Origin of the sequence: Streptococcus suis, assembly GCF_002960425.1 — a bacterium.
Lineage (GTDB): Bacteria > Bacillota > Bacilli > Lactobacillales > Streptococcaceae > Streptococcus > Streptococcus suis_S.
In genome coordinates, this window is sequence record NZ_POIZ01000032.1 from 1 (window position 1) to 20,787 (window position 20,787).

17 protein-coding genes and 3 tRNA genes are annotated in these 20,787 nt (G+C 37.8%); 3 read left to right on the plus strand and 17 right to left on the minus strand.

Going from position 1 to position 20,787, the window contains the following annotated elements:
- Nucleotides 1-154: 154 nt before the first annotated feature.
- From C1G57_RS03530 to C1G57_RS03570, 9 genes are all read right to left on the minus strand, one after another.
- Nucleotides 155-226 (minus strand) — tRNA-Arg (locus C1G57_RS03530).
- A gap of 37 nt (nt 227-263) precedes the next feature.
- The gene (gene rpsA / locus C1G57_RS03535; RefSeq protein WP_105113761.1) at nt 264-1,469 is read right to left on the minus strand and encodes a 30S ribosomal protein S1; all 1,206 of its coding nucleotides are present in this window, start codon (nt 1,467-1,469) and stop codon (nt 264-266) included.
- 123 nt (nt 1,470-1,592) lie between these two features.
- Nucleotides 1,593-1,664, minus strand: a tRNA-Gln gene (locus C1G57_RS03540).
- A gap of 270 nt (nt 1,665-1,934) precedes the next feature.
- Nucleotides 1,935-2,015 (minus strand) — tRNA-Tyr (locus C1G57_RS03545).
- A 52-nt stretch (nt 2,016-2,067) separates the two neighbouring features.
- Complete coding sequence (locus C1G57_RS03550) at nt 2,068-2,301, minus strand: DUF2969 domain-containing protein (RefSeq protein WP_105113762.1); 234 nt, start codon at nt 2,299-2,301, stop codon at nt 2,068-2,070.
- An 85-nt stretch (nt 2,302-2,386) separates the two neighbouring features.
- A complete protein-coding gene (locus tag C1G57_RS03555) occupies nt 2,387-3,673 on the minus strand; it encodes a nucleotide sugar dehydrogenase (RefSeq protein WP_105113763.1) in 1,287 nt (428 codons plus the stop codon).
- A gap of 64 nt (nt 3,674-3,737) precedes the next feature.
- The gene (locus C1G57_RS03560) at nt 3,738-5,129 is read right to left on the minus strand and encodes a sugar transferase (protein ID WP_105113764.1); all 1,392 of its coding nucleotides are present in this window, start codon (nt 5,127-5,129) and stop codon (nt 3,738-3,740) included.
- A 121-nt stretch (nt 5,130-5,250) separates the two neighbouring features.
- On the minus strand, nt 5,251-6,048 hold the full coding sequence (locus C1G57_RS03565; RefSeq protein WP_105113765.1) for a glycosyltransferase family A protein: 798 nt from the start codon (nt 6,046-6,048) through the stop codon (nt 5,251-5,253).
- An 8-nt stretch (nt 6,049-6,056) separates the two neighbouring features.
- Nucleotides 6,057-6,830 carry a glycosyltransferase family 2 protein gene (locus C1G57_RS03570; RefSeq protein ID WP_105113766.1) on the minus strand — a complete coding sequence of 258 codons (774 nt, stop codon included), beginning with the start codon at nt 6,828-6,830 and terminating at the stop codon, nt 6,057-6,059.
- Nucleotides 6,831-6,993: 163 nt separating this feature from the next.
- On the opposite strand from C1G57_RS03570, the gene C1G57_RS03575 reads away from it, so the two are divergent.
- Together C1G57_RS03575 and C1G57_RS03580 are read left to right on the plus strand one after the other, a co-directional pair.
- Complete coding sequence (locus tag C1G57_RS03575) at nt 6,994-7,896, plus strand: glycosyltransferase family 2 protein (protein WP_105113767.1); 903 nt, start codon at nt 6,994-6,996, stop codon at nt 7,894-7,896.
- 102 nt (nt 7,897-7,998) lie between these two features.
- The gene (locus C1G57_RS03580) at nt 7,999-9,474 is read left to right on the plus strand and encodes a lipopolysaccharide biosynthesis protein (RefSeq protein ID WP_105113768.1); all 1,476 of its coding nucleotides are present in this window, start codon (nt 7,999-8,001) and stop codon (nt 9,472-9,474) included.
- Nucleotides 9,475-9,532: 58 nt separating this feature from the next.
- Here C1G57_RS03580 and C1G57_RS03585 read toward each other — a convergent pair whose 3' ends face one another.
- The gene (locus C1G57_RS03585) at nt 9,533-10,726 is read right to left on the minus strand and encodes a hypothetical protein (protein WP_105113769.1); all 1,194 of its coding nucleotides are present in this window, start codon (nt 10,724-10,726) and stop codon (nt 9,533-9,535) included.
- A gap of 207 nt (nt 10,727-10,933) precedes the next feature.
- On the opposite strand from C1G57_RS03585, the gene C1G57_RS03590 reads away from it, so the two are divergent.
- The gene (locus tag C1G57_RS03590; protein WP_105113770.1) at nt 10,934-11,899 is read left to right on the plus strand and encodes a glycosyltransferase family 2 protein; all 966 of its coding nucleotides are present in this window, start codon (nt 10,934-10,936) and stop codon (nt 11,897-11,899) included.
- A gap of 53 nt (nt 11,900-11,952) precedes the next feature.
- Here the strand turns inward: C1G57_RS03590 and C1G57_RS03595 are convergent, their stop codons facing one another.
- From C1G57_RS03595 to C1G57_RS03625, 7 genes are all read right to left on the minus strand, one after another.
- Nucleotides 11,953-12,705, minus strand: a complete 753-nt coding sequence (locus tag C1G57_RS03595) for a CpsD/CapB family tyrosine-protein kinase (protein ID WP_105113771.1) — start codon at nt 12,703-12,705, stop codon at nt 11,953-11,955.
- 21 nt (nt 12,706-12,726) lie between these two features.
- On the minus strand, nt 12,727-13,464 hold the full coding sequence (locus C1G57_RS03600; RefSeq protein ID WP_105113772.1) for a YveK family protein: 738 nt from the start codon (nt 13,462-13,464) through the stop codon (nt 12,727-12,729).
- Nucleotides 13,465-13,652: 188 nt separating this feature from the next.
- Nucleotides 13,653-14,675, minus strand: coding sequence for a branched-chain amino acid aminotransferase (locus tag C1G57_RS03605; RefSeq protein ID WP_105113773.1), 1,023 nt, complete (start codon nt 14,673-14,675; stop codon nt 13,653-13,655).
- A 213-nt stretch (nt 14,676-14,888) separates the two neighbouring features.
- Nucleotides 14,889-15,809, minus strand: coding sequence for a hypothetical protein (locus C1G57_RS03610; RefSeq protein WP_153045605.1), 921 nt, complete (start codon nt 15,807-15,809; stop codon nt 14,889-14,891).
- 72 nt (nt 15,810-15,881) lie between these two features.
- A complete protein-coding gene (gene parC / locus C1G57_RS03615) occupies nt 15,882-18,335 on the minus strand; it encodes a DNA topoisomerase IV subunit A (protein ID WP_105113775.1) in 2,454 nt (817 codons plus the stop codon).
- Nucleotides 18,336-18,343: 8 nt separating this feature from the next.
- Nucleotides 18,344-19,279 (minus strand): hypothetical protein, encoded by a 936-nt coding sequence (locus C1G57_RS03620; protein ID WP_105113776.1) that lies wholly within the window; start codon nt 19,277-19,279, stop codon nt 18,344-18,346.
- Nucleotides 19,280-19,445: 166 nt separating this feature from the next.
- Nucleotides 19,446-20,786, minus strand: a complete 1,341-nt coding sequence (locus C1G57_RS03625) for a hypothetical protein (protein ID WP_105113777.1) — start codon at nt 20,784-20,786, stop codon at nt 19,446-19,448.
- Nucleotide 20,787 lies beyond the last annotated feature (1 nt).

The following is a 20,787-nucleotide window of genomic DNA, read 5'->3' on the forward strand; positions in this document are numbered from 1 at the left end:
TGAAAATTTTAAAAAACGCATTTTGATTGCTTTGAACATAAAGAAAGAGAGAACGAATTTCGTCCTCTCTAGGTGTTAGCTTTTCATCTACCCACTACAGTTGACAAAGAGCCAAAAAAAGCCCGATTTGACGGGCTTTTCAAGGTGGTTCTAATCCACCCTGAGGGAATCGAACCCCCATCTCAAGAACCGGAATCTTACGTGATATCCATTACACTAAGGGTGGAAAGGAAAAACTTGCGCAAGGCAAGTTTTTATTGGAATTACAATTCAATGTCACCGAAAAGGTCAGCCATTGAGAAACCAGATTGAGTTTCTGGCAATTCGTAATCACGTTTTTCTTCACGTTTTTGACGACGTGGACGTGGAGCACGTTTTTCAGCTTTTTCTTCGCCTTCAGCAGCTGCTGGACGCTCTTCCAAAGCTTTGATAGAAAGTGATACACGCTCATCAGCTGCGTTCACTTCAAGAACTTTAACAGTTACTTCTTGACCTACTGACAAAGCATCTTTTGGATTTTCAACACGTTTGTGTGAAATTTGTGAGATGTGTACCAAACCATCGATACCTGGCAATACTTCAACGAAAGCACCGAAGTCAGTCAAGCGTTTTACTTTACCTTCAATCACATCGCCAGCTGCCAATTTTTGCTCAACGCCATCCCATGGACCAGGCTGTGTAGCTTTCAATGACAATGATACGCGACCTTCTACTTCGTCGATTGCAAGAACTTTAACTTCAACTTCTTCACCAACTGTTACAGCTGACTTAGGAGATACGTTACGCTCATGTGACAATTCAGTCAAGTGTACCAAACCATCTACACCACCAAGGTCAATGAAGGCACCGAAGCTAGTGATACGTGCAACTTTACCAGTTACAACTTCACCAACTGCCAATTTACCGAATACTTCAGCACGTGCTGCTACAGCTTCTGCTTCAACAACTTCACGACGTGACAAGATGAAACGGTTCTCAGCTGGATCAACTTCTTTGATCTTAGCATCGAATTCTTGACCAACGAAACGCTCAGTGTTGCGAGTGAAACGGCTATCGATCATTGAAGCTGGGATGAAACCACGAATACCTTCAAATTCAACAGCAAGACCACCTTTAACAGCGCGAGTTACTTTAACAGTAACAACTTCTTCTTCACGACCAACAAGTTTGTCCCATGCCTTACGTGCTTCCAAACGTTTTTTAGATACGAGATATGTAACAGTGTCTGTATCTTTACCAACAACTTGGCGAAGTACAAGCAACTCAAGTGTTTCACCAACTTTAACAAGGTCGTTGATGTCAGCATCACGGTCGTTTGTCAACTCACGAAGAGTTAGTACGCCTTCTACACCAGTACCTGAAATAGCTACATTCGCTTGACCAGCATCAACTGTCAATACTTCTGCAGTTACCACATCACCAGGTGTAACTTCACTTACACTGTTCAACAAATCTTCAAATTCGTTCATTATAAAAAAACCTCCGACAATCAGGTCTTTCGACCCAACATAAAATATATTTTATTTAAGGCACACGCAAGGACAACAACAATTAGACATCTTTGACGAACTAGATTAAATCTAGTACCTTTACTGGGGTAGCTGGATTCGAACCAACGCATGAGGGAGTCAAAGTCCCTTGCCTTACCGCTTGGCGATACCCCAAAAAGAGATACAATTCATTTATTTACTAATCACAAGAAATTGAACTCGAGATTAATTTCTTAGGAAAATAGATAGCCTTCCTTGAGTGTAAACACTCAGCGTCAGCCTCCTAATTTTCTACAGAAATTTCTGGTAAACCAGAGCATCTCTCGTATCTTAAATGAACTCAGGCTAAACGCTGTGTAAAAAAGATAAGTCGCCTAGCAAATCAGGATTTGCTGTCAACTTCCTATTTTTACTGTGCGTTTGACGCCCTTAGTATCTTAGACATGGAAAGAGAGGGATTCGAACCCCCGAACCCGAAGGAGCGGATTTACAGTCCGCCGCGTTTAGCCTCTTCGCTATCTTTCCACAGCACCAACAGTCACTATTCTATCATAAAATAGTGACTATTTCAAGCTTTTTAGTGACTTAAATTATAATTTTCTATGATATTTCCGACTGCTTTTTCTAATTTTTTATAAAAGCTTTCGGTGTTTCCATTTTTTACAACCGCAAAATGATTATCAGCCAATTCTGCAATCTCTCCGATGACCTTTTTACCAATCACCAAACGGTAGCCAGGAAATTCTTCCTTGTTTACCAAGACTTTGCTATCTTCAATTTGAATTTCAATTTTTTTATCTTTTTTACTCATTTTCAAACCTCACTTTTATTATTCTACAAAAAAATAGAAGAGCTTGCAAGTGCAAGCCCTTCATGCAGATTGAAATGATACAACATCAATCTCTTCTGAAAATATCCCTAGAATAGACTTTATTTTCAACATCCTGCAAACATTCTTCAAAGCGGTTAGCAATAATGACAGTTGATTGCTGTTTAAAGCTTTCAATGTCATTCACCACTTTCCACCCATCAAAAACAGAGTGTTCAGGAAGAGTTGGCTCATAAATGATTAAATCTACTCCTTTGCTCCGCAAACGCTTCATCACTCCCTGGATGGAACTTTGTCTAAAATTATCCGAGTTTGTTTTCATCGTCAGACGGTAAACACCAATAGTTACTGGTTGGTCACTGTCATTGCCATGAATTTTCTCTGCAAATTTTATAACTTGTTCTGCAATAAAATCTTTTCGGGTCCTATTGGCTTCAACAATAGCTGAAATCATGTTTTGTGGAACTTGCTGATAATTTGCGAGTAACTGTTTGGTATCTTTCGGTAAACAATAGCCACCGTAACCAAAAGATGGATTGTTGTAATGCTCGCCAATCCGAGAATCTAACCCTACGCCTTTAATAATATCTTCTGCCTTTAGGTTATTCAATTCAGCATAGGTATCCAGCTCATTGAAATATGAAACTCGTAAGGCTAAATAGGTATTCGAAAATAGTTTAACCGCTTCTGCTTCTGTAGCCCCCATTATCAGTACTGGGGCCTCTTCTTTCTCAGCAGCCTGACTCAATAAGTTAGCAAATGTTTGCGCAGCTTCCTTATTTTTGTTGGAATCTGTCGTTTCTGTGGAAACAATGATACGTGACGGATAAAGATTATCATAGAGGGCCTTCGATTCTCTTAAAAATTCCGGGCTAAATATGATGTTCTCGGTTTGGTATTTTTGACGCACACTCAATGTAAAACCTACTGGAACAGTTGACTTCACAATCATGAGGGCATTGGGATTTACTGCCAAGACATCTTTGATAACACTTTCAACATAGCTTGTATCGAAATAATTTGTCTTATCGTCATAGTTGGTTGGCGTTGCAATAACTACAAAATCAGCTGCTTTATAGGCAAATTTAGTATCTGTTGTTGCTTCAAGATTTAATTTTTTCTCTTTTAGAAATCGTTCGATGTAATCGTCTTGAATCGGAGATTTTTTTGCACGAATTTGCTCAACTCGTTCTTCTAGGATATCAACAGCGTAAACCTTGTTTTCTTGTGCAAGTAAAACTGCAATGGACATCCCTACATAGCCTAGACCAACAACTGCGATGGTAGGCACTACCTTTATTTGTTCTAATTCATTCTCAATAAGATTATTATCCCCATTAGAAAATTTTTGCATAGTTCTTTCCTCTTTATTAAATTTCTACATAAACTGTTTATCATTGTTACACTTATCAAAAAGCTTAGCTAAGTATTCTAATGGTTTTGGAAAGTTCTTCTATTTTTATTTCCTTAATATTCTCTTTTGATTGCCCTTGGGAACTTGTCTTATCAAGTAAAGTAACAAAAGTTTTTAATAGCAACTTAATATCAAGCAGAATTGAATATTGTTTAATATAAAGCAAATCGAACTTTAATTTACTTTGAAAATCTGACGTGTACTTACCATAGACTTGAGCATATCCTGTAATTCCTGCACGTACATTATGTCGCAATGAATAGTAACCATTTTGTTTTACAAATTGTTCTACAAAGTATGGTCTTTCAGGACGGGGGCCAACCATGGACATATCACCTTTTAAAACGTTAATTAACTGCGGTAACTCATCAATTCGTGTTCTACGAATAAACTCTCCGACTCGAGTCACGCGATTGTCATTGGCTTGGGCTAATACCGGACCAGAACTTCGCTCAGCATCTGCTTTCATTGAACGAAATTTTAAAATCGAAAAGACTCGATTTCCCTTTGTTACCCTATCCTGACGATAAAAGATTGGACCCGGACTTTCTAATTTGATAAGAATAGCAGTTAGGATGAAAATGGGACTTGATAGACACAATAATAAAGTTGCCGTCAGAAAATCTAGAACACGCTTGATAGCTGCTTGACCAACTGACAGATAATAAGGTGTAACTTGAATCATACTCTCGTCAGAAATATTTATCATATGTGAGTTGATAACAATTGAATTTTCAACATTTGTCGTTAGATAGAGAATTTTGTTGTGGGAAATCAAGAATTCATAAATCGCTAATCTTGTTTTACTGTCAATATATCCTGCAATATAGACCACATCAATCTCATCTACTACTTCCTTAATAGATTCCAAATAGTGGTCAAATACCAAATGAGTTACTTTATGCAGGGTTTCACTAGAATCTTGAAAATTTTTCAAGGTTGCTAAAACAGCTGATTTTTGTCCTAGAATGAGAAGTCTTTTTCTTTTAAAAGCAGTCTCGTAAATTCGAAAGATAAAAATATGTATTACGCTAGACAAAAGCGTTCCAAGAACAAGACAAATTAAGAACGTCACTAATGAAAAGCGAAATACATCCAGAAAAAGAAAACCAACTATTGATAAACCTATCAAAAAGAAAGTTTGCACAAAAAAGGAGTTGAGGATATTTCCCTTTATTGTTCGATTATAGTACACATGTGTATCAAAAGACTTATTTAGTACAATATAGAAAATAATTACCCAGGGAAGAGAAAGCAGAAAGTAATTTATATCTGTCTCATTTATTTCCACTGACTGATGCGTAAATGTTGTCATGCAAATAACCATAACAACAAAAATAGATTCAATGATTGTAGCAAATTTTGACCACGCTTCATTTCTTATATACAAAACCACTACCCCCCCCCCTTATTTATTTTGGTATATAATTTACTAGGTGATGTATAGACGTTAATCTATATTCTACACAGTTTTCTTAAAATAAACAAAAATCTGATTCGTGAAAGCGCATTCTGATTTATTCTTTAAATTCCGATTTAGAAAATTCCTCCGCACCTTGAAACATGTAACGAATATTATCAAGCAAAGAAACTTCAGGTAACATTTGCTTCCGCTTGCGAATCGCAAATTGGGCAATCAACAACCAATACCAATAATTAGTCATCCGCTTGTAGATTGCTCCACGCTTCCGACAGTTTTCCGGTGTATGTGATCTATCCCAATGTGACTCTCTTTCGCGTAAAGAAGCAATTTTTACGGGATAACTATAAAGTTTCATTCCTTTTCTCAGTGCGTCAAACAAGAGAATATTCTCTTCACCCGATCCGTATTTCGCTCCTATCCCAAAGCGTTCATCAAATGCAAGTCCTACTCTCTCTAAGCTAGACTTTTTAAAACTGATTTGGACAGATGATGTGCGCATAGCATCGAGATAATGCATTCTACCTTTGGGAATACTAGTCCTTGCAACAGCATGGTTTTCAAGGTCAACATAGAAAACAATGATGTCTGCATCTGGAAACTCCTTGTAAGCATTCTCGACAATTTCCTTATAATCGTCGACGAAAATCATATCATCATCAGCAATCTGACAGATATCCTCACTCTGGGCATAGGAAATCGCTTCATTTCGACTGGCACTCAAACCAAGTCGCTCACTGTGAACAATCGTGGCTTGCTGACTTTGTTCAATGACTGTTCCTTCTCTACCCGTACTTGATTGATTGATAACGATGGTATCAACCGTCATCAAATTCATTTCTTCAATCAATTTAGGTACATTTTCAGTGTTTAATGTCGCAACAAGTACAACCATGATTCTCCTTATATCCTTCTTTTAATCGCGTTAATAGCGTAGCTACAAAATGGTGGAATGGTTTGCCACAAAGACAGACCTTCTACATTTCTAAATAAATTCCAAGTCCGTTTAATAGCCGCCAATTTGTTAGCTGACAGAGATGCAGAAGTCCTTCTGTAAATAGAAAGAGCCTCATCAATACTATAGGCATAGTCCGTCACTTTCAATATTTTCCACCAGGTAGCAGTATCTTGTCCCCTCCGAACATCTGGCATTTCGATAGCTTTCTTATCAAGCTGTTCCAAATCCAACATAACTGTCGATGTAAAAATCGTATGATTGCCCAGAGCTTGTTTGTAAGAAATTTTCCCTGGAACATGGAGAGGCGCCCTTACTGCTATTCCACTCTCATCTGCAAATTGATAGGAAGTGAAGGTAAAGGCATGACCATGATTCAAGGCGAAAGCCACTTGCCTTTCCAGTTTCGTCGGAATCCACAGATCATCGGCATCTAAAAAACAAATAAATCGTCCAGTCGCTGCCGCAACCCCCTTATTCCTTGCAATCGCAACTCCTGAATTAACTTCATTCTCAAGCAAGGAGATGCGCTTATCCTTCGCCATCATTTGTCTAACAATCGATACCGAGGCATCCGTTGAAACATCATCTACAAGGATAATTTCAAAATGTTGATAAGTCTGTTCAAGGACAGATTGAACGGTTTCTTCAATAAACTGTGAGGCATTATAAACTGGAATAATGACACTTACCAGTGGAGTATCATTTACGTGGTTCGTCATAAATCATGTATCCTTTATCAAAAATTAATATCAAATTCAGCATTCAAGCTAGTTATAAAAACATTCACGTGCTTTCTGAAAATCAATCAAACTAATTGACGAGATTTGAAAAAAAGTCTATCCTGTTGTAATATTAAACATAGTAACACAAAAGGAAATTTTTATGAAACCATTTATCTCGGTCGTTGTTCCTAACTTCAATCGCCAACAGTTAATCCAAAGAGCCATCGAAAGCGTCAATCAACAAAATTATTCAAATGTAGAAATCATCGTTGTTGATGACAAATCAACGGACCAGTCCGTTTCGGTCATTCAAGACTTACAAAAACAACAGGACAATCTTACACTCTTTGTCGTAGATAAAAATAGTGGTGCCAATGCTTGTCGAAGCTTAGGGGTAGAACAAGCTAAAGGAGAATACCTCGCCTTCCTTGATTCAGACGACTACTTTCTCCCAACAAAACTTGAAAAACAAGTTAGTATTTTGCAAGAACGACCTGAAGTTGGCTTTGTTGTAACTGGCTTTGGTGCCAAGGGAGTTCACACCCTTCCTGAAGGAATCATTCCACTGAAAGAAACAATTAAGCAAAATAACTTAGGTGGTTTCTCTACCCTAATGGTAAGAAAGGCTCTTTTTCAGCAGGTCGGCGGTTTAGACTCACAACTTCTCAGTTGTCAAGACTGGGATTTATTCCTAAAACTTCTCCAAGTCAGTCAAGGCTACAAATTGGCAGAAGATTTGGTTGCCTATGAGGTGCAAGAAGACAGTATCTCTAAAAACTCTACTAAGGTCATACAGGGTTACCAAATCGTATCCCAAAAAGCACGCGCCATCAACCAAACATTACAGGTACTTCCTGAAAAGGATTTGCTGGCCTATCAAGAGTATTACCTTGCTATGCGCTACTTTAAACTAGGTCAGATTGTCGAAACTAGACACCATTTATGGAAGTCCCTTCAGATCAAACCTAGATTTGTTCCATTTCTGTATTGGTCTTGCTCCCTCTTAGGCTATTCAGCACTCAAAAAACTATTACAAGCGAAACAGAGAGTTATTTCCAAATAATACTAGTCAAAGATATTAGTGAAACTATTCTATCAAAATCCATTTCTTTTATCAAAAAAACGTATTAGAATATTTCTCCTTTGTTAGAAAGCTGCAACCTCTATGAATACAAAATCACTAAAAATAAATGGACTAATATCCCTGCTCAATAAATGTATCTCCATTATCTGCAGTCTTATCTTACCAAGATTATTTATCACTGCTTATGGTTCAGAAATTAACGGGTTGATGTCCAGTATTTCTCAGTACCTAAACCTAATCAGCCTTCTGGATTTAGGAATGGCTACCGTTATTCAAGCAAGTTTATATAAACCGATATTAGACGGTGATTTCAACCAATTATCAACCGTTTACTATAAATCCAGAGTTTTTTTTAATCGGATTGGGTTAGCCTTGTTGGTCTATATTGGTTGCCTGTGCCTGATTCTACCTCATACATTAACCGGCAATGTTTCCAGCATTCAAGTTATCGGGCTAGTTCTCATTTTATCCCTATCCCACCTTCTGCAATTCTTTGTGGGCATTACCAGTCAAATTATATTAGGTTCCGACCAACGAGCTTATATCAAGGAACTGCTACAAGGAACGGCTAACATCATTAACTTAGCCCTATCTGTTTTCTTAATTAGCAGTGGTCACAGTATCTACCTTGTGAAATTTGTTTCTTCTCTCGTGTTCATCCTTCCACCCATCTGCATTAGTTTCTATGTTCATAAACACTACAAAATCTCCAAGAAGAATATTGATAAAGACTACAAAATCCAACAACAGTGGTATGGTATTGGCCAGCATATCGCCTATACCATCCAAGAAAGTACAGATGTGGTCATTCTCTCCCTCTTTGCCAGTCTTTCTCAGGTTTCTGTTTACGCTGTTTATAATACCGTTTTTCAGGGGATAAAGACTTTTCTAAACGCAGCAACCAGCGGTCTACGACCTTTTCTGGGGCGCGCACTGCATCTAGAAGATAAAACTGTTTTACATGATCAGTTTAAGAAAATTGAATGGACAATCCATACCGCTGCCACCATATTGTTAAGCACTACCTTCCAATTGATTACACCATTTGTCATCCTATATACCCAACACATAACGGATACCAATTATAACCAGCCCTTGTTTGGTTATCTGATGACCTTGGCTATCTTTATCTACGCCCTGCGCTTGCCCTATCGTACACTGGTTTTTTCAGCAGGAAGCTTTAAGGAAACACAAGTTGGAACCTATTCGGAAGCCTTCCTTAATCTAGCTATCTCTATTGGTCTAGTCTTTCATTGGCAACTTATTGGAGTAGCTATCGGAACTAGTATATCACTATTATTTAGTTTGTTTTACTATATTTGGTACTGTTATCGTCATATTCTACAGACACAGTCAGAACATCTGAAATGGCAACTATTGGTTGATACGCTAACTGTATTGACTTCCTGTCTGATTTTCCTTCCATTGACGAATTGGATTACTAATTTTATGAGCTGGGGACTGTTTGGTCTATGTAGTGTCCTCGTTACTAGCGGAATTTCCTATCTTCTCAATCGCTTTGTCCTTCAAAAAAATATTCTCTCAATCATCAAGTAATCATAAAAACTCTATTGCTCCCATAGCTACGAATAGCTGCGAACAATAGAGTTTTTGATTATGCAACTTCATTATATCTGCCTTCTAATTTTTCCTGACCATTGATAGCGTAAACAAGAGCTAACAAGATGACAAAACTATCTCCTTCATACATACTTCCAGTTAAAAAATATTTTAAGAAGAAGGCTGAAACTGCAAAAACAATTACTTTTTTATTACTCATATCGGCGGACAAGAATGTTTTTACAACAAAGTATACGAATGCAAATAGAATCATCGTCCCCATAAACCAACCAAACGATAAATAGGTTTCTAATATAAAATTATGAACATAAATATTATTCGGCATGAGAGTACGGTCAAAAAACATGCCGTTTATTTCTCCGCCCATCTGTTTTAAGTAAGCGATGGCAATATCCATCATTTCATTCCTACCTGTGCTCACTCCAATACTCCCTTGCTCCAAACGATTGAGAATATAAGAGTTCTCAATGTTAAGAGCAGGCAAAAATTTTCTCGCCACCGAAAAAATGCCAATAAAAAGCCCCAACCATAGCAAAAAACGTCCTAGCCTTTTCAGCGATAGATTACTGATAATCTTTTTTTCAAAGGCTACAAGGATAAAATAAGCCACAGCTCCGATTACCAGCCAGATCAAAGGACCTCGAGCACCATATATAACCCCTTCTAGTAACATAACCAAGGCAACTCCCGCCTTCAGCAATGTTGGTTGGCGGAGGAAGCTAAAAGTGAATAGCATCCAAATAGGTAAGAGTTGATAAGAAAAGGTCATATAGTTGGTCTGATTCTGAAAGAAATACTTCGCAATAAATGAGCTGACTATGATAAAGTAATTCGTATATTCAATCAATTTACTAGAGAATAGCAAACGAAAATCACTTATTCTAGATAAAATAAGCACTGCATATGGTAAATAGTAGATGTAAATCATCACCATAACTGTACCAGTATAAACTGACTTAACTGATGGAGCACTGGTCAAATACAAAACGAAGTATAAAATATAGATGAAATAGAGTGCCGTTAATCTTTTCAGTGAAAAACCAAATTTAACCAGTAAGATAATTGCAAATAGATAGACTAGACCGTATCCGATATAAATACTTCTTCCTGTCAGGAGGTCGATGTTTAGCCGTTGAAAAATAATATTCATCATCATACTGAGGGGATAAATAGCCATCGAAAAATAGAAAAAATATACTCCCCATTTGTTAAATTGTGTATTATCCATACAAACATACCTTCCCTGACATTCTCGGGAAATATCTATAAAACTCTTTCATTTCATTCCTATCCTTTCTGGAAAAATAGCAATGCTCTGCGCATACTTTTCAAGCTAAAAATTTCTAACACAGTATTATATCATCTGATTCAGAAAAATGAAAATATTGGAAACAGCCATTTAAAAAAGCAAAACTTTTTCTCACGATATGTTATAATGAGAAAAAAAGAGAGGAAGAATGTTTTGCCAAAAGTATCTATTATTATTCCTGTTTATAATACAGAGCAATACATTGGTGAATGTATTGAATCTATTTTAAAACAAACTTTAACTGATATTGAATTGATATTAGTTGACGATTGCTCGACAGATAATTCTTTAACGATGCTCAAAAGCTATGCCAACAATGACCCAAGAATTACCCTTGTTGAATCATCTGTAAATACTGGTGTTGGTGAGGCAAGGAATAAAGGAATCGAGCTAGCCACAGGTGAATACATAGCTTTTGTTGACTCGGACGACTTTGTCAAGGAGGATATGTTTGAAAAACTCTATGCACAGGCAATCAAGGACCAGGCAGACCTAGTTTTATGCGACACTGGCACCTTCTCCTCTGACGGTAGGGAAAAATCTGTTTGGTATAAGGCAATTTATGGCAAAGCAGAACTCAAGGACATCTTCCACAATACCCAACCAACTGCAAGGATAGTTTCTAGGGAATTGATTGAACGAATTCAGTTCCGATTTTTAGATGGGATGGGCGAAGGTATTTACTTCGAGCTGATGGTCCATGCACGCCATATCACTACTGTTCCAGAAAAACTGTATATCTATCGATCTAGAGAAGGCTCTCTTAGCACCACTCCAAATCCGCAAAACAATTGGAAATCCATGGAAAATAATCGCATTATGGGAGAAAGAAACCCTGCCTATAAAGATTATTTTACATTTAAAATGATTGAAGATTTGCTACAAATGATAGCTAATGCAGTAAAAGCTAAAGATAAAACTGCCTATCAAGAAGCTAGATATGAGCTAGCTAAACTTAATTACAGGAAGAATCCTTATTTATCAACTTTTTACAAGTCAGAACTACCACTCCACCGCTATTTTATAAAAGTCTATGTATTACCAACAAGCTATGCCATTGGGCGCTTTCTAACCTCTATTTTAAGTAAATAATTTGTCAAAAGAGCTGAGTTTCACACTCAACTCTTTTTATGTGTAATAAACTGTTATTCAACATCATTGGACTGATTAGAAAAATCAGTTCCGCTACCATAATAATAGTAGGATTCTTTCTGTTCCTTAGGTACATCATTCATCACATAGCCTAGCAATTTTGCTTCAACATTCTTTAAATTTCTTAAACTCTTTTCTAGCTCAGCCTTTAATACATAGCCTTGACGCACAACTAAAATCATTCCATCTACTTTTCTAGAAATAATCTGGGCATCTGTCACACTAGTGACAGGTGGCAAATCGTAGATGATAAAATCAAAATCATTAGCGAATGATATCATCAAGTTAGTCATATTTTCTGATTGCAACAGCTCTGATGGGTTCGGTGGAATGGGACCAGAGGGTAAAACATATAAATCCAAATCTTCAAGATAGTGTAAAAACTTGGTATAGTTTTCATCATGATCAATGACTAAATCAGTCAAACCACGCATATTGGATACATTAAAAGTTCGATGAACAGTAGGTTTCCGCAAATCTGCATCAACAATCAGTACTTTCTTACCGGCCATTGCTAGACTGTGAGCTAAATTGGCAGATACAGTTGATTTCCCTTCGCCAGGTATGGAGGAGGTCACTCCGATAGATTTAATTTTACCGTTCAACTGTGCATACTCTAAGTTGGTCCGAAGAACCCTAATCTGCTCTGCATTCAAACTAGTTGGCTGAGTTGCTGAATAAAGCGGAGACCCTTGCAATTGTTGCTTATTTAATTCTTTTTGTTTCTTTTTTCTTCCAAAAAACATTCGAAGACTCACTTTCTAGTATTACAAATTAGATTGATATTTTGCGTTACTAATCTCTTTTGAAGTCATATCGTATAATTCAGTCAAGAGTGTCAGATTATTATCTTGTAACAAGGCATCATTTTTTACTGTTCGATCGAAAAGATTTCTAGAAAGAATAAATCCAATTGAAAGGAATACACCTGCTAACACACCTGAAATAATATTTTTAACGATATTCGGCGATACCTTATTGCTATTGTAAGAAGCAGGTGAGAGGACAACCACTTTACCAAATCCTTTGCTATAGATTTCTTGTAAGGTTTGACTGAAGACTGTTGTTATTTCTTCAAGAACAACTTGCGCCTCTTTGGCATCATCCATCCGAAGCTTGACAACAAAGGCTTGAGAATTTTCTGATTGTACAAAACTTAAGCGAGCTCTCAAATCCGTAGCCGAATACTTTCCACCAAAAGTTTCCGATACTTTTCCAAGGACGGGAACACCATACAGAATATCGCGATAAGTCGGAATCATTTCCAAATTTGTTCGGATAGAGTTGGCTGCTTGAACATAAGTATTGCCACTGCCAATATCAATTGGATCCTGGGCAACTAACAGTTGAGCACTCGAATCATATTGGGGCTTCACTGCAAAATTCGCATACAGTCCCATAACAAGACCACCCAATGTAGCACAAATTGCTATCAGAATAATATTCTTTTTAAATAGTTTGAGTAGGTCGAAAATATTCATCAAATCATCTGATTTTCTATCCATACTTCTTTTACCTTTCTAAATACAGGAAATAAATCAATATTCATTCCATTATATCAAAATTGTTCGTAATTAGTTGCCTAAAGCTCTCTAATATCAATAATTTTTACCTGCTTACATGATACTATGAAGACTGATTTTATAAAATGGAAAACTCCTATCCAATTCTAACTGGATAGGAGAAAGAATATTTATTCTACTTCGACAATCCATCCTTCTGGCGCTTCAATATCACCAAACTGGATGCCCGTTAATTCTTCGTAAAGTTTTCTGGTCACTGGTCCTACTTCTGTTTCGCTATGGAAAACATGGAGTTTGTCTGCGATTTGGACACCACCGATTGGCGAGATAACGGCTGCCGTTCCGCAGGCACCTGCTTCGACAAACTGGTCTAATTCTTCGACAAGAACTTCACGCTCAACAGCCTTCATCCCCAGACGATGCTCTGCCAAATACAGAAGAGAATACTTGGTAATAGACGGCAAGATGGACGGTGAAATCGGTGTGACAAATTCGTTAGCAGCTGTAATCCCAAAGAAGTTTGCAGACCCTACTTCTTCAATCTTGGTGTGGGTAGCTGGGTCCAGGTAAATCACATCTGAGAAGCCCTGCTTTTTAGCATATTGACCCGGTAAGAGCGAAGCTGCGTAGTTACCACCGACCTTGGCTGCCCCTGTACCATTTGGCGCCGCACGGTCATACTTGTCTTGGATGAGGAAGTTGGTCGGGGCTAGACCGCCCTTGAAATAGTTACCAACTGGCATGGCAAAAACGGTGAAAATGTACTCTTCCGCTGGTTTTACACCGATGATGTCGCCGACACCAATCAGGAGCGGACGGAGATAAAGGGTACCACCAGTTCCATAGGGAGGAACGTAGTCTGCGTTGGCTTTGACCACCTCTTTACAGGCTTTGATGAAAAGGTCCGTCGGTACAGGTTCCATGAGCAAGCGGTCAGCTGTTCGTTGCAGGCGCTCAGCGTTTTGGTCTGGACGGAAAAGTTGAAGTTTACCATCCTTAGTACGATAAGCTTTTAATCCTTCAAAAGCCTGTTGCCCGTAGTGGAGGGCTGGTGAGCTTTCTGAAATGTGCAGGTTCGCATCTTCTGTCAACTGCCCCTCAGACCACTGACCATCTTTGAAATGCGCGATAAAACGGAAAGGTAGCTTCATATAGGCAAAACCAAGGTTTTCCCAGTCAATGTTCACTGTCATAGGTATTCTCCAAATTCATTTTTTACTATTTTACTATTTTTGAGGGTGTTTTTCAATTAAAAATTCAGAAAATTTTGTGAATATAAAAAACCCGCCGGAGCGAGTTCTCTATGCTATTGAATCCAAGCAGCCAACACTTCCTCATCAGAAATGGTATCCGAAATGAAGCTGCCGTTGCTGGTACGTTAGTATTAAATCTTGATTTATAGATTATTATTGCTCAGTATCATCCAATCCATAGGTAATTAGATTAAAATGACTGTCATACAAATAGAGAACCATTCCTTCAGGGAGGGCATCTAAATTGACAAATCTACCTACTACATCTGTATTATTTGCTCCATTTTCCAATTCTTCCGTTGTGAAGTCAGTATCAATCACAAAACCTATTTGATTAAAGATACTGTTTTCTTCGTCTTGTTTTCCAACATACCCCTCTGAAAAAAGGTTTCTAAATAGATTCACCAGCTCTTCTCTGTCATTTTCATCAATTTTATAAGTTAAATAACCTGATTCTTTATCTAGTTCAAGAGTCACTAACTCATGTATTCTAGATACATTTTGATAGGCTGTGTTATCAAAGGAATCCAAATCAAGTGTTACATAGGGCCATAAATTTAAATCCTTTTTCCTTATTGTTTTATTATCTAACGCAATAATCTTATAGGGTTCTTTCACCAAATTAGTCTGGATCCACTCATTATTGAAAACTTCAGCTCCAATACGCCATAAAGGATGTGAAATCACATCATCAAACACAAATTTGCGGGCATTTTCGAAGGCTACTCCATCGTGAGCATATGGGTCTGGTAAATCAATGGTACTTTCCGGCGTCCAAGAAGCCTCTCCAACATCAAAAATAGGATTTTTAGCTAATTCTTCGCCAATGACAACCTCATAGCTGGTCATCGAAGTTCCTTGTAGTAATCCTGCCGGAATATGTTCATATATTTGTAAAGAAGGTTTAGCATGGAAAAACGATTCAAAAGCGTCAATATAGATTCCTTCCTCGGAAACTGAACGCTCTTTTCCAGCTAAAAACTCCAACATACTCTCTGGAGATGCACAAGCAGACAAACTAGGGAGCATACAACAAAAGATAATTATTATCAGGTATTTACGGATTTTTTTCATTCTATTCTTCTCCTCATATATTCCATATCAGTATAACAAAAAAGACTGTCTAAAGACAATCTTTTACCTTATTTATTTTATCCAGGTAGACAACACTTCTTCATCGGAAATGGTATCCGAAATGAAGCTGCCGTTGCTGGTGCGTTCAGACAGGTTAAGCTGCGTCACATCAACCTCATAGAGTTTGCCCGTTTTGGACTGCACATGAAGCACTTGACTGGTCGTTTCATCTTCATTTGTCGTACTAAAGAGGTCAAAATCCCCCTGGTCTGTCAAGACTGGACCAGCCGCAAAGACACGGTGAGGCTTAGCCTTGAGTTCGCGAAGCACCTGCAAACCACGCTTGGCACGGCTGGTCACAGGGATTTCCTCCGCCGCCATCCGCTTCAAACTACCACGCTGGGTCAGGAGATAGACGGAGCTGGTATTGCTGATAAAGGCCGCAGCCACCACATCCCCATCCTTGAGGTTGACCGCCTTGACACCAGCTGCCTTAGCACCGATGATTGGCACTTCTTCGATGTTAAATCGCAGAGCGTAGCCCTTTTCTGTGATGAGCATGATGTCATCCAAGACTACAGGCGATACAGTAATGACCACATCATCCGCATCTTTGAGCTTGGCATACTTGGTTGACTTGGACTTGTAAGTCCGCCATGGTGTAAACTCCTTCCGCTCCACACGTTTGATTTGACCGTATTTAGTCACCGCGAAATACGTTCCCTCGTCAAAATTCTCAACCAGTTCAGCGAAGATAACCTCTTCATTGGTATCAAAGTTCATTAGGGTCTGGCTCAGGTGTTCACCAATATCTTTCCAACGAATATCTGTCAGTTCATGGACAGGTCGGTAGATAACATTTCCAAGATTGGTAAAGAGCAAAAGGTGCTGAGTTGTCTTGGCATTCTGTAAGAAAATCAGCTGGTCATCCTCTCGTTTGCCCATTTCTTCAAGGGTTGAGGCATTGAAAGAACGAGGACTGGTCCGTTTGATGTAACCTGCCTTGGTCACGCTGACAAAGGTTTCTTCTTCAACAATCAAGCTAGCGGTGTCAATCTCAATCGCTTCTGCCTGATCTTGTAATTCACTCAAACGAGGATTGCCAAACTGCTTCTTAACCTCACGCAGTTCCTTCTTCATGAGATTGAACATGGTCCGCTCGTCACCGATAATGGCTGCCAAGGTCTGAATCTGCTCGCGTAGGGCTGCTTCTTCATTTTCCAAGGTTACAATGTCGGTATTGGTCAAGCGGTAGAGTTGCAAGGTCACGATTGCTTCTGCCTGTTCCTCGCTGAAATCATAGCTGACTTTCAAGTTTTCCTTGGCATCAGCCTTGTTTTCAGAGGCACGGATAAGGGCAATAACCTCATCCAAAATAGAAATAACACGGATTAAGCCTTCTACGATATGGAGGCGTTTTTCTGCTTTTTCCTTGTCAAACTTAGACCGAGCAATGATAATCTCACGTCGGTGGGCGATGTAGCTGGATAAAATCTTCTGCAAGCCGACCTGACGCGGTGTGAAGTTATCAATGGCCACCATGTTGAAGTTGTAATTGATTTGCAGGTCGGTGTATTTGTAGAGATAGTTGAGAATGGTTTGCTCATCGCTGTCTTTTTTCAGCTCAATGGCAATCCGCAGACCTGCACGGTCTGACTCATCACGCACCTCAGCAATACCAGGCACCTTGTTGTTGACACGGACATCATCAATCTTCTTGACCAGAACAGCCTTGTTGACCTCGTAAGGAATCTCAGTAATGACAATCTGTTTCTTACCAGCCTTGAGCTGTTCGATTTCACAACGGCTACGAACTACGACACGACCCTTACCAGTTTCATAGGCTTTCTTGATTTCGTCAGCCCCTTGGATAATGGCACCTGTTGGGAAGTCTGGTCCAGGCAAGAACTCCATCAACTTTTCTAATTTAGCTGTCGGATGATCAATCATGTAGACAACGGCATCGATGACCTCCGCCAGATTATGCGGCGGGATGTCAGTCGCGTACCCAGCTGAAATTCCTGTCGCTCCATTGACCAAGAGATTAGGGAAGGCAGCTGGTAGCACAGTGGGTTCTTTTTCCGTATCGTCAAAGTTCCAGGCAAATGGTACCGTCTTTTTCTCGATGTCGGCCAGGAGATAGCCTGCCATTTCCGAGAGTCGTGCCTCGGTGTAACGCATGGCTGCTGGCGGATCACCGTCCATGGAACCGTTGTTCCCGTGCATCTCCACCAAAATCTCGCGGTTCTTCCAGTCCTGACTCATGCGGACCATGGCATCATAAATAGAGTAATCACCGTGCGGGTGGAAATTCCCCATGATATTTCCGACTGACTTAGCAGACTTACGGTAGCCCTTGTCAAAGGTGTTGCCGTCCTTATTCATGGAATAAAGAATCCGACGTTGCACGGGCTTGAGACCGTCACGAATGTCCGGCAAAGCCCGCTCCTGAATAATGTATTTGGAGTAGCGACCAAAACGCTCTCCCATGATGTCCTCAAGGGACATGTTTTGAATGTTAGACATAAATTCTCCTAAGCAGGTTCTCGTTTATTAACAATTTTTATAAATTTCTCTGTACTCAAAATTTTCTCCCTATACTTGCGACCACCGAAATAGTAGCATTTCTTCAATTCCTCATAGCTAACCTGACTTTTTTGTTTTATCAATTGCTCTTCAAATATCCTCTGAGCTTCTGACTGATATTTATCAATAAAGTATTTTGTAAGAAAATCACAAAGAGTGCATAACAACGTAATAGAAAAAAGACTTAAACTAATAATCTTATTATTTGGAATAGGGTCCTCGTCAACAAAGAAAGCAACAATACTTAGAGTAGATAAAATCATAGCAGGGAGAACATTTACTTCTTCCAAAACATACGGAGGAATTGTGACTATACTCAGATAAATAAAAACTAGAGATATAATTAGCATCAATATTATAAATAAAAATGAAAATAAAACATTGTTTGAAAAATCAGCAAAATCAATTCCGAATATTTCCAGTGTAAATATTGATAAAAATATTGGTAAAATAGACAGATGAGGGAGTAAAGAAAATTTCCTAACATAGGTATTTTCTCTAAATAATTTATCTAATAAATTTTGAAATATGAATAAAACAACTCTAAAAAGAAAATGATAACTACCAACAATAATAAAAGTAAATAGAAAAATAATTATTGATATGAAAATAGTAGAAAAGAAGCCTGCAGTAGACGAAAAAGTTATTTTACTAAATAATAATATTAATCCTCCTCCAAAAAAGCAAAGTACAAATGATAATTTTGCATCCAATTTTTGACGTAAATAAAAATCTTTATCATCTGATTTTACTTTTAATTCAGACATACTTTCAAGTTTATTGATTAGGTCGCTCTCATCCCATATATTTAAAAATGTAATTCCACTAAAGTATTTAAAAACTTTTTTTAAAAACGAAAAAATCCACAATTCAAACTTAGTCATGATTCTCCTAATCCTTTGTCTGTTTGTTCAGGTTATTTATCCAATCAAACATACTCTAGGCACACTCTAATAACTCTGTTATATTAAACTTATTGCAATGCGAACTCCATTTTATTTTTATAACATAATTTTGCGGTACATATTGTCATTCTATGAAATTGTCTTATCAGTAATAGCTACTAACATACCGTGGTTCGCTACTGTCTGACAACGTTCTTCCACTTTTCTTAACTTTATTATTAATTTCTGAATAAATTTCTTTTAAGCTGTCCATGCTTTCAGTACTTAGTAACTTATCAAGACAATTTTCGACTTCATGATATAACGTAAAATCACATGCCAATGGATGATATCTTGGAACAACTAGGAAATTGTAATTTTTTAAATAACGAACCCTATATTCCACATCACCACTAATTTCACACAATAAACCACTTTCTAAATATTTTCTTTCATTACCAATGGTATGCTCGTAATAACATCCTTCTGAATATCTAAATTCAAGTGCGATTGTATCAGAACTATGCTTGTCAGAATCACCTGTAATAATTGGCAGAGAGTCACCATCAACCTGTATCAAAAGAAAACGTTGCCAGTACGCAAGTGGATTAAAGGCCACAACTTTATCAATTAGAATCTCAAAAGTGCGACCAGAGTCACTTTTCAGAAGGAGTTTCCCATTATCATCAAATGTCATTTTGAAGATGTCTTCGTAACTAGACCCCCTCACCTTCCTAAGTGGGGAGCACCTGGAATAATTAATATTCTCAAAAAAATGTTCCAGCCGATTTTGGATAATTTTTTTATCCGTATATATTGTAAAGTCTCTCGTTACTTCAAAAAATGTCATATCAAACTTTTCACTAAAGAAACTTGAGGAGGCTAAATGTGTTTTTTTATTAAGTATATTCTCTGTTTCCAAAGATAGAGCATCAATGTCTAATTCACTTTCTCCAACCTTCTCTGCCATACTCTCATTCTCTTTAGCCACAACTTGACCATTAGTCAAATTATTTTGTTTATTACTTCTCAATTCTTCTTCATCTTGTTTTGTAAGTAGCATATCTAATTTAGCATCCATTGATTCCAAAAATATTTTTTGGGCAGAAACCATAGATTTTGTATTTCCAGATAATTCTACAATTGTATTTTTTAGTTGATTTGCGAATTGATCCATCAATGAAAAACAAAGATCACTATTCATTTCATAATCTAATTTTTTTAAGTTAGTCTTAAATTGTGGGTAGTTCTCATAACTACTGGTCCTCAAATAATAAATTTTAAATAATTCCCCTACAACATCCTGATCCTTCCAAAATTTTTCAATTTGCTCAAAGTCAGGATTTTCTTTATGACGCGACAATAGTTCTTTTTTAAAAACTTCAATGAATTTCTCTAATGCTTTTTTTTCTTTTTTATCTTTAATATCAAAATTATCAAGCAAACTACCAATAGAAAAATCAGCAATTTTTCCAAAAAGATAACTTGCAATTCCCAATTCCACCATA

Excerpts from the sequence above, each read along its gene's own strand:
- rpsA (WP_105113761.1), bottom strand. The coding sequence starts at position 1,469 with ATGAACGAATTTGAAGATTTGTTGAACAGTGTAAGTGAAGTTACACCT.
- C1G57_RS03605 (WP_105113773.1), bottom strand. The coding sequence starts at position 14,675 with ATGACAGTGAACATTGACTGGGAAAACCTTGGTTTTGCCTATATGAAG.
- C1G57_RS03600 (WP_105113772.1), bottom strand. The coding sequence starts at position 13,464 with ATGGATAGAAAATCAGATGATTTGATGAATATTTTCGACCTACTCAAA.
- C1G57_RS03570 (WP_105113766.1), bottom strand. The coding sequence starts at position 6,830 with ATGACGAACCACGTAAATGATACTCCACTGGTAAGTGTCATTATTCCA.
- C1G57_RS03555 (WP_105113763.1), bottom strand. The coding sequence starts at position 3,673 with ATGCAAAAATTTTCTAATGGGGATAATAATCTTATTGAGAATGAATTA.
- C1G57_RS03565 (WP_105113765.1), bottom strand. The coding sequence starts at position 6,048 with ATGGTTGTACTTGTTGCGACATTAAACACTGAAAATGTACCTAAATTG.
- C1G57_RS03625 (WP_105113777.1), bottom strand. The coding sequence starts at position 20,786 with ATGGTGGAATTGGGAATTGCAAGTTATCTTTTTGGAAAAATTGCTGAT.
- C1G57_RS03550 (WP_105113762.1), bottom strand. The coding sequence starts at position 2,301 with ATGAGTAAAAAAGATAAAAAAATTGAAATTCAAATTGAAGATAGCAAA.
- parC (WP_105113775.1), bottom strand. The coding sequence starts at position 18,335 with ATGTCTAACATTCAAAACATGTCCCTTGAGGACATCATGGGAGAGCGT.
- C1G57_RS03575 (WP_105113767.1), top strand. The coding sequence starts at position 6,994 with ATGAAACCATTTATCTCGGTCGTTGTTCCTAACTTCAATCGCCAACAG.
- C1G57_RS03580 (WP_105113768.1), top strand. The coding sequence starts at position 7,999 with ATGAATACAAAATCACTAAAAATAAATGGACTAATATCCCTGCTCAAT.
- C1G57_RS03590 (WP_105113770.1), top strand. The coding sequence starts at position 10,934 with ATGAGAAAAAAAGAGAGGAAGAATGTTTTGCCAAAAGTATCTATTATT.
- C1G57_RS03595 (WP_105113771.1), bottom strand. The coding sequence starts at position 12,705 with ATGTTTTTTGGAAGAAAAAAGAAACAAAAAGAATTAAATAAGCAACAA.
- C1G57_RS03610 (WP_153045605.1), bottom strand. The coding sequence starts at position 15,809 with ATGAAAAAAATCCGTAAATACCTGATAATAATTATCTTTTGTTGTATG.
- C1G57_RS03620 (WP_105113776.1), bottom strand. The coding sequence starts at position 19,279 with ATGACTAAGTTTGAATTGTGGATTTTTTCGTTTTTAAAAAAAGTTTTT.
- C1G57_RS03585 (WP_105113769.1), bottom strand. The coding sequence starts at position 10,726 with ATGGATAATACACAATTTAACAAATGGGGAGTATATTTTTTCTATTTT.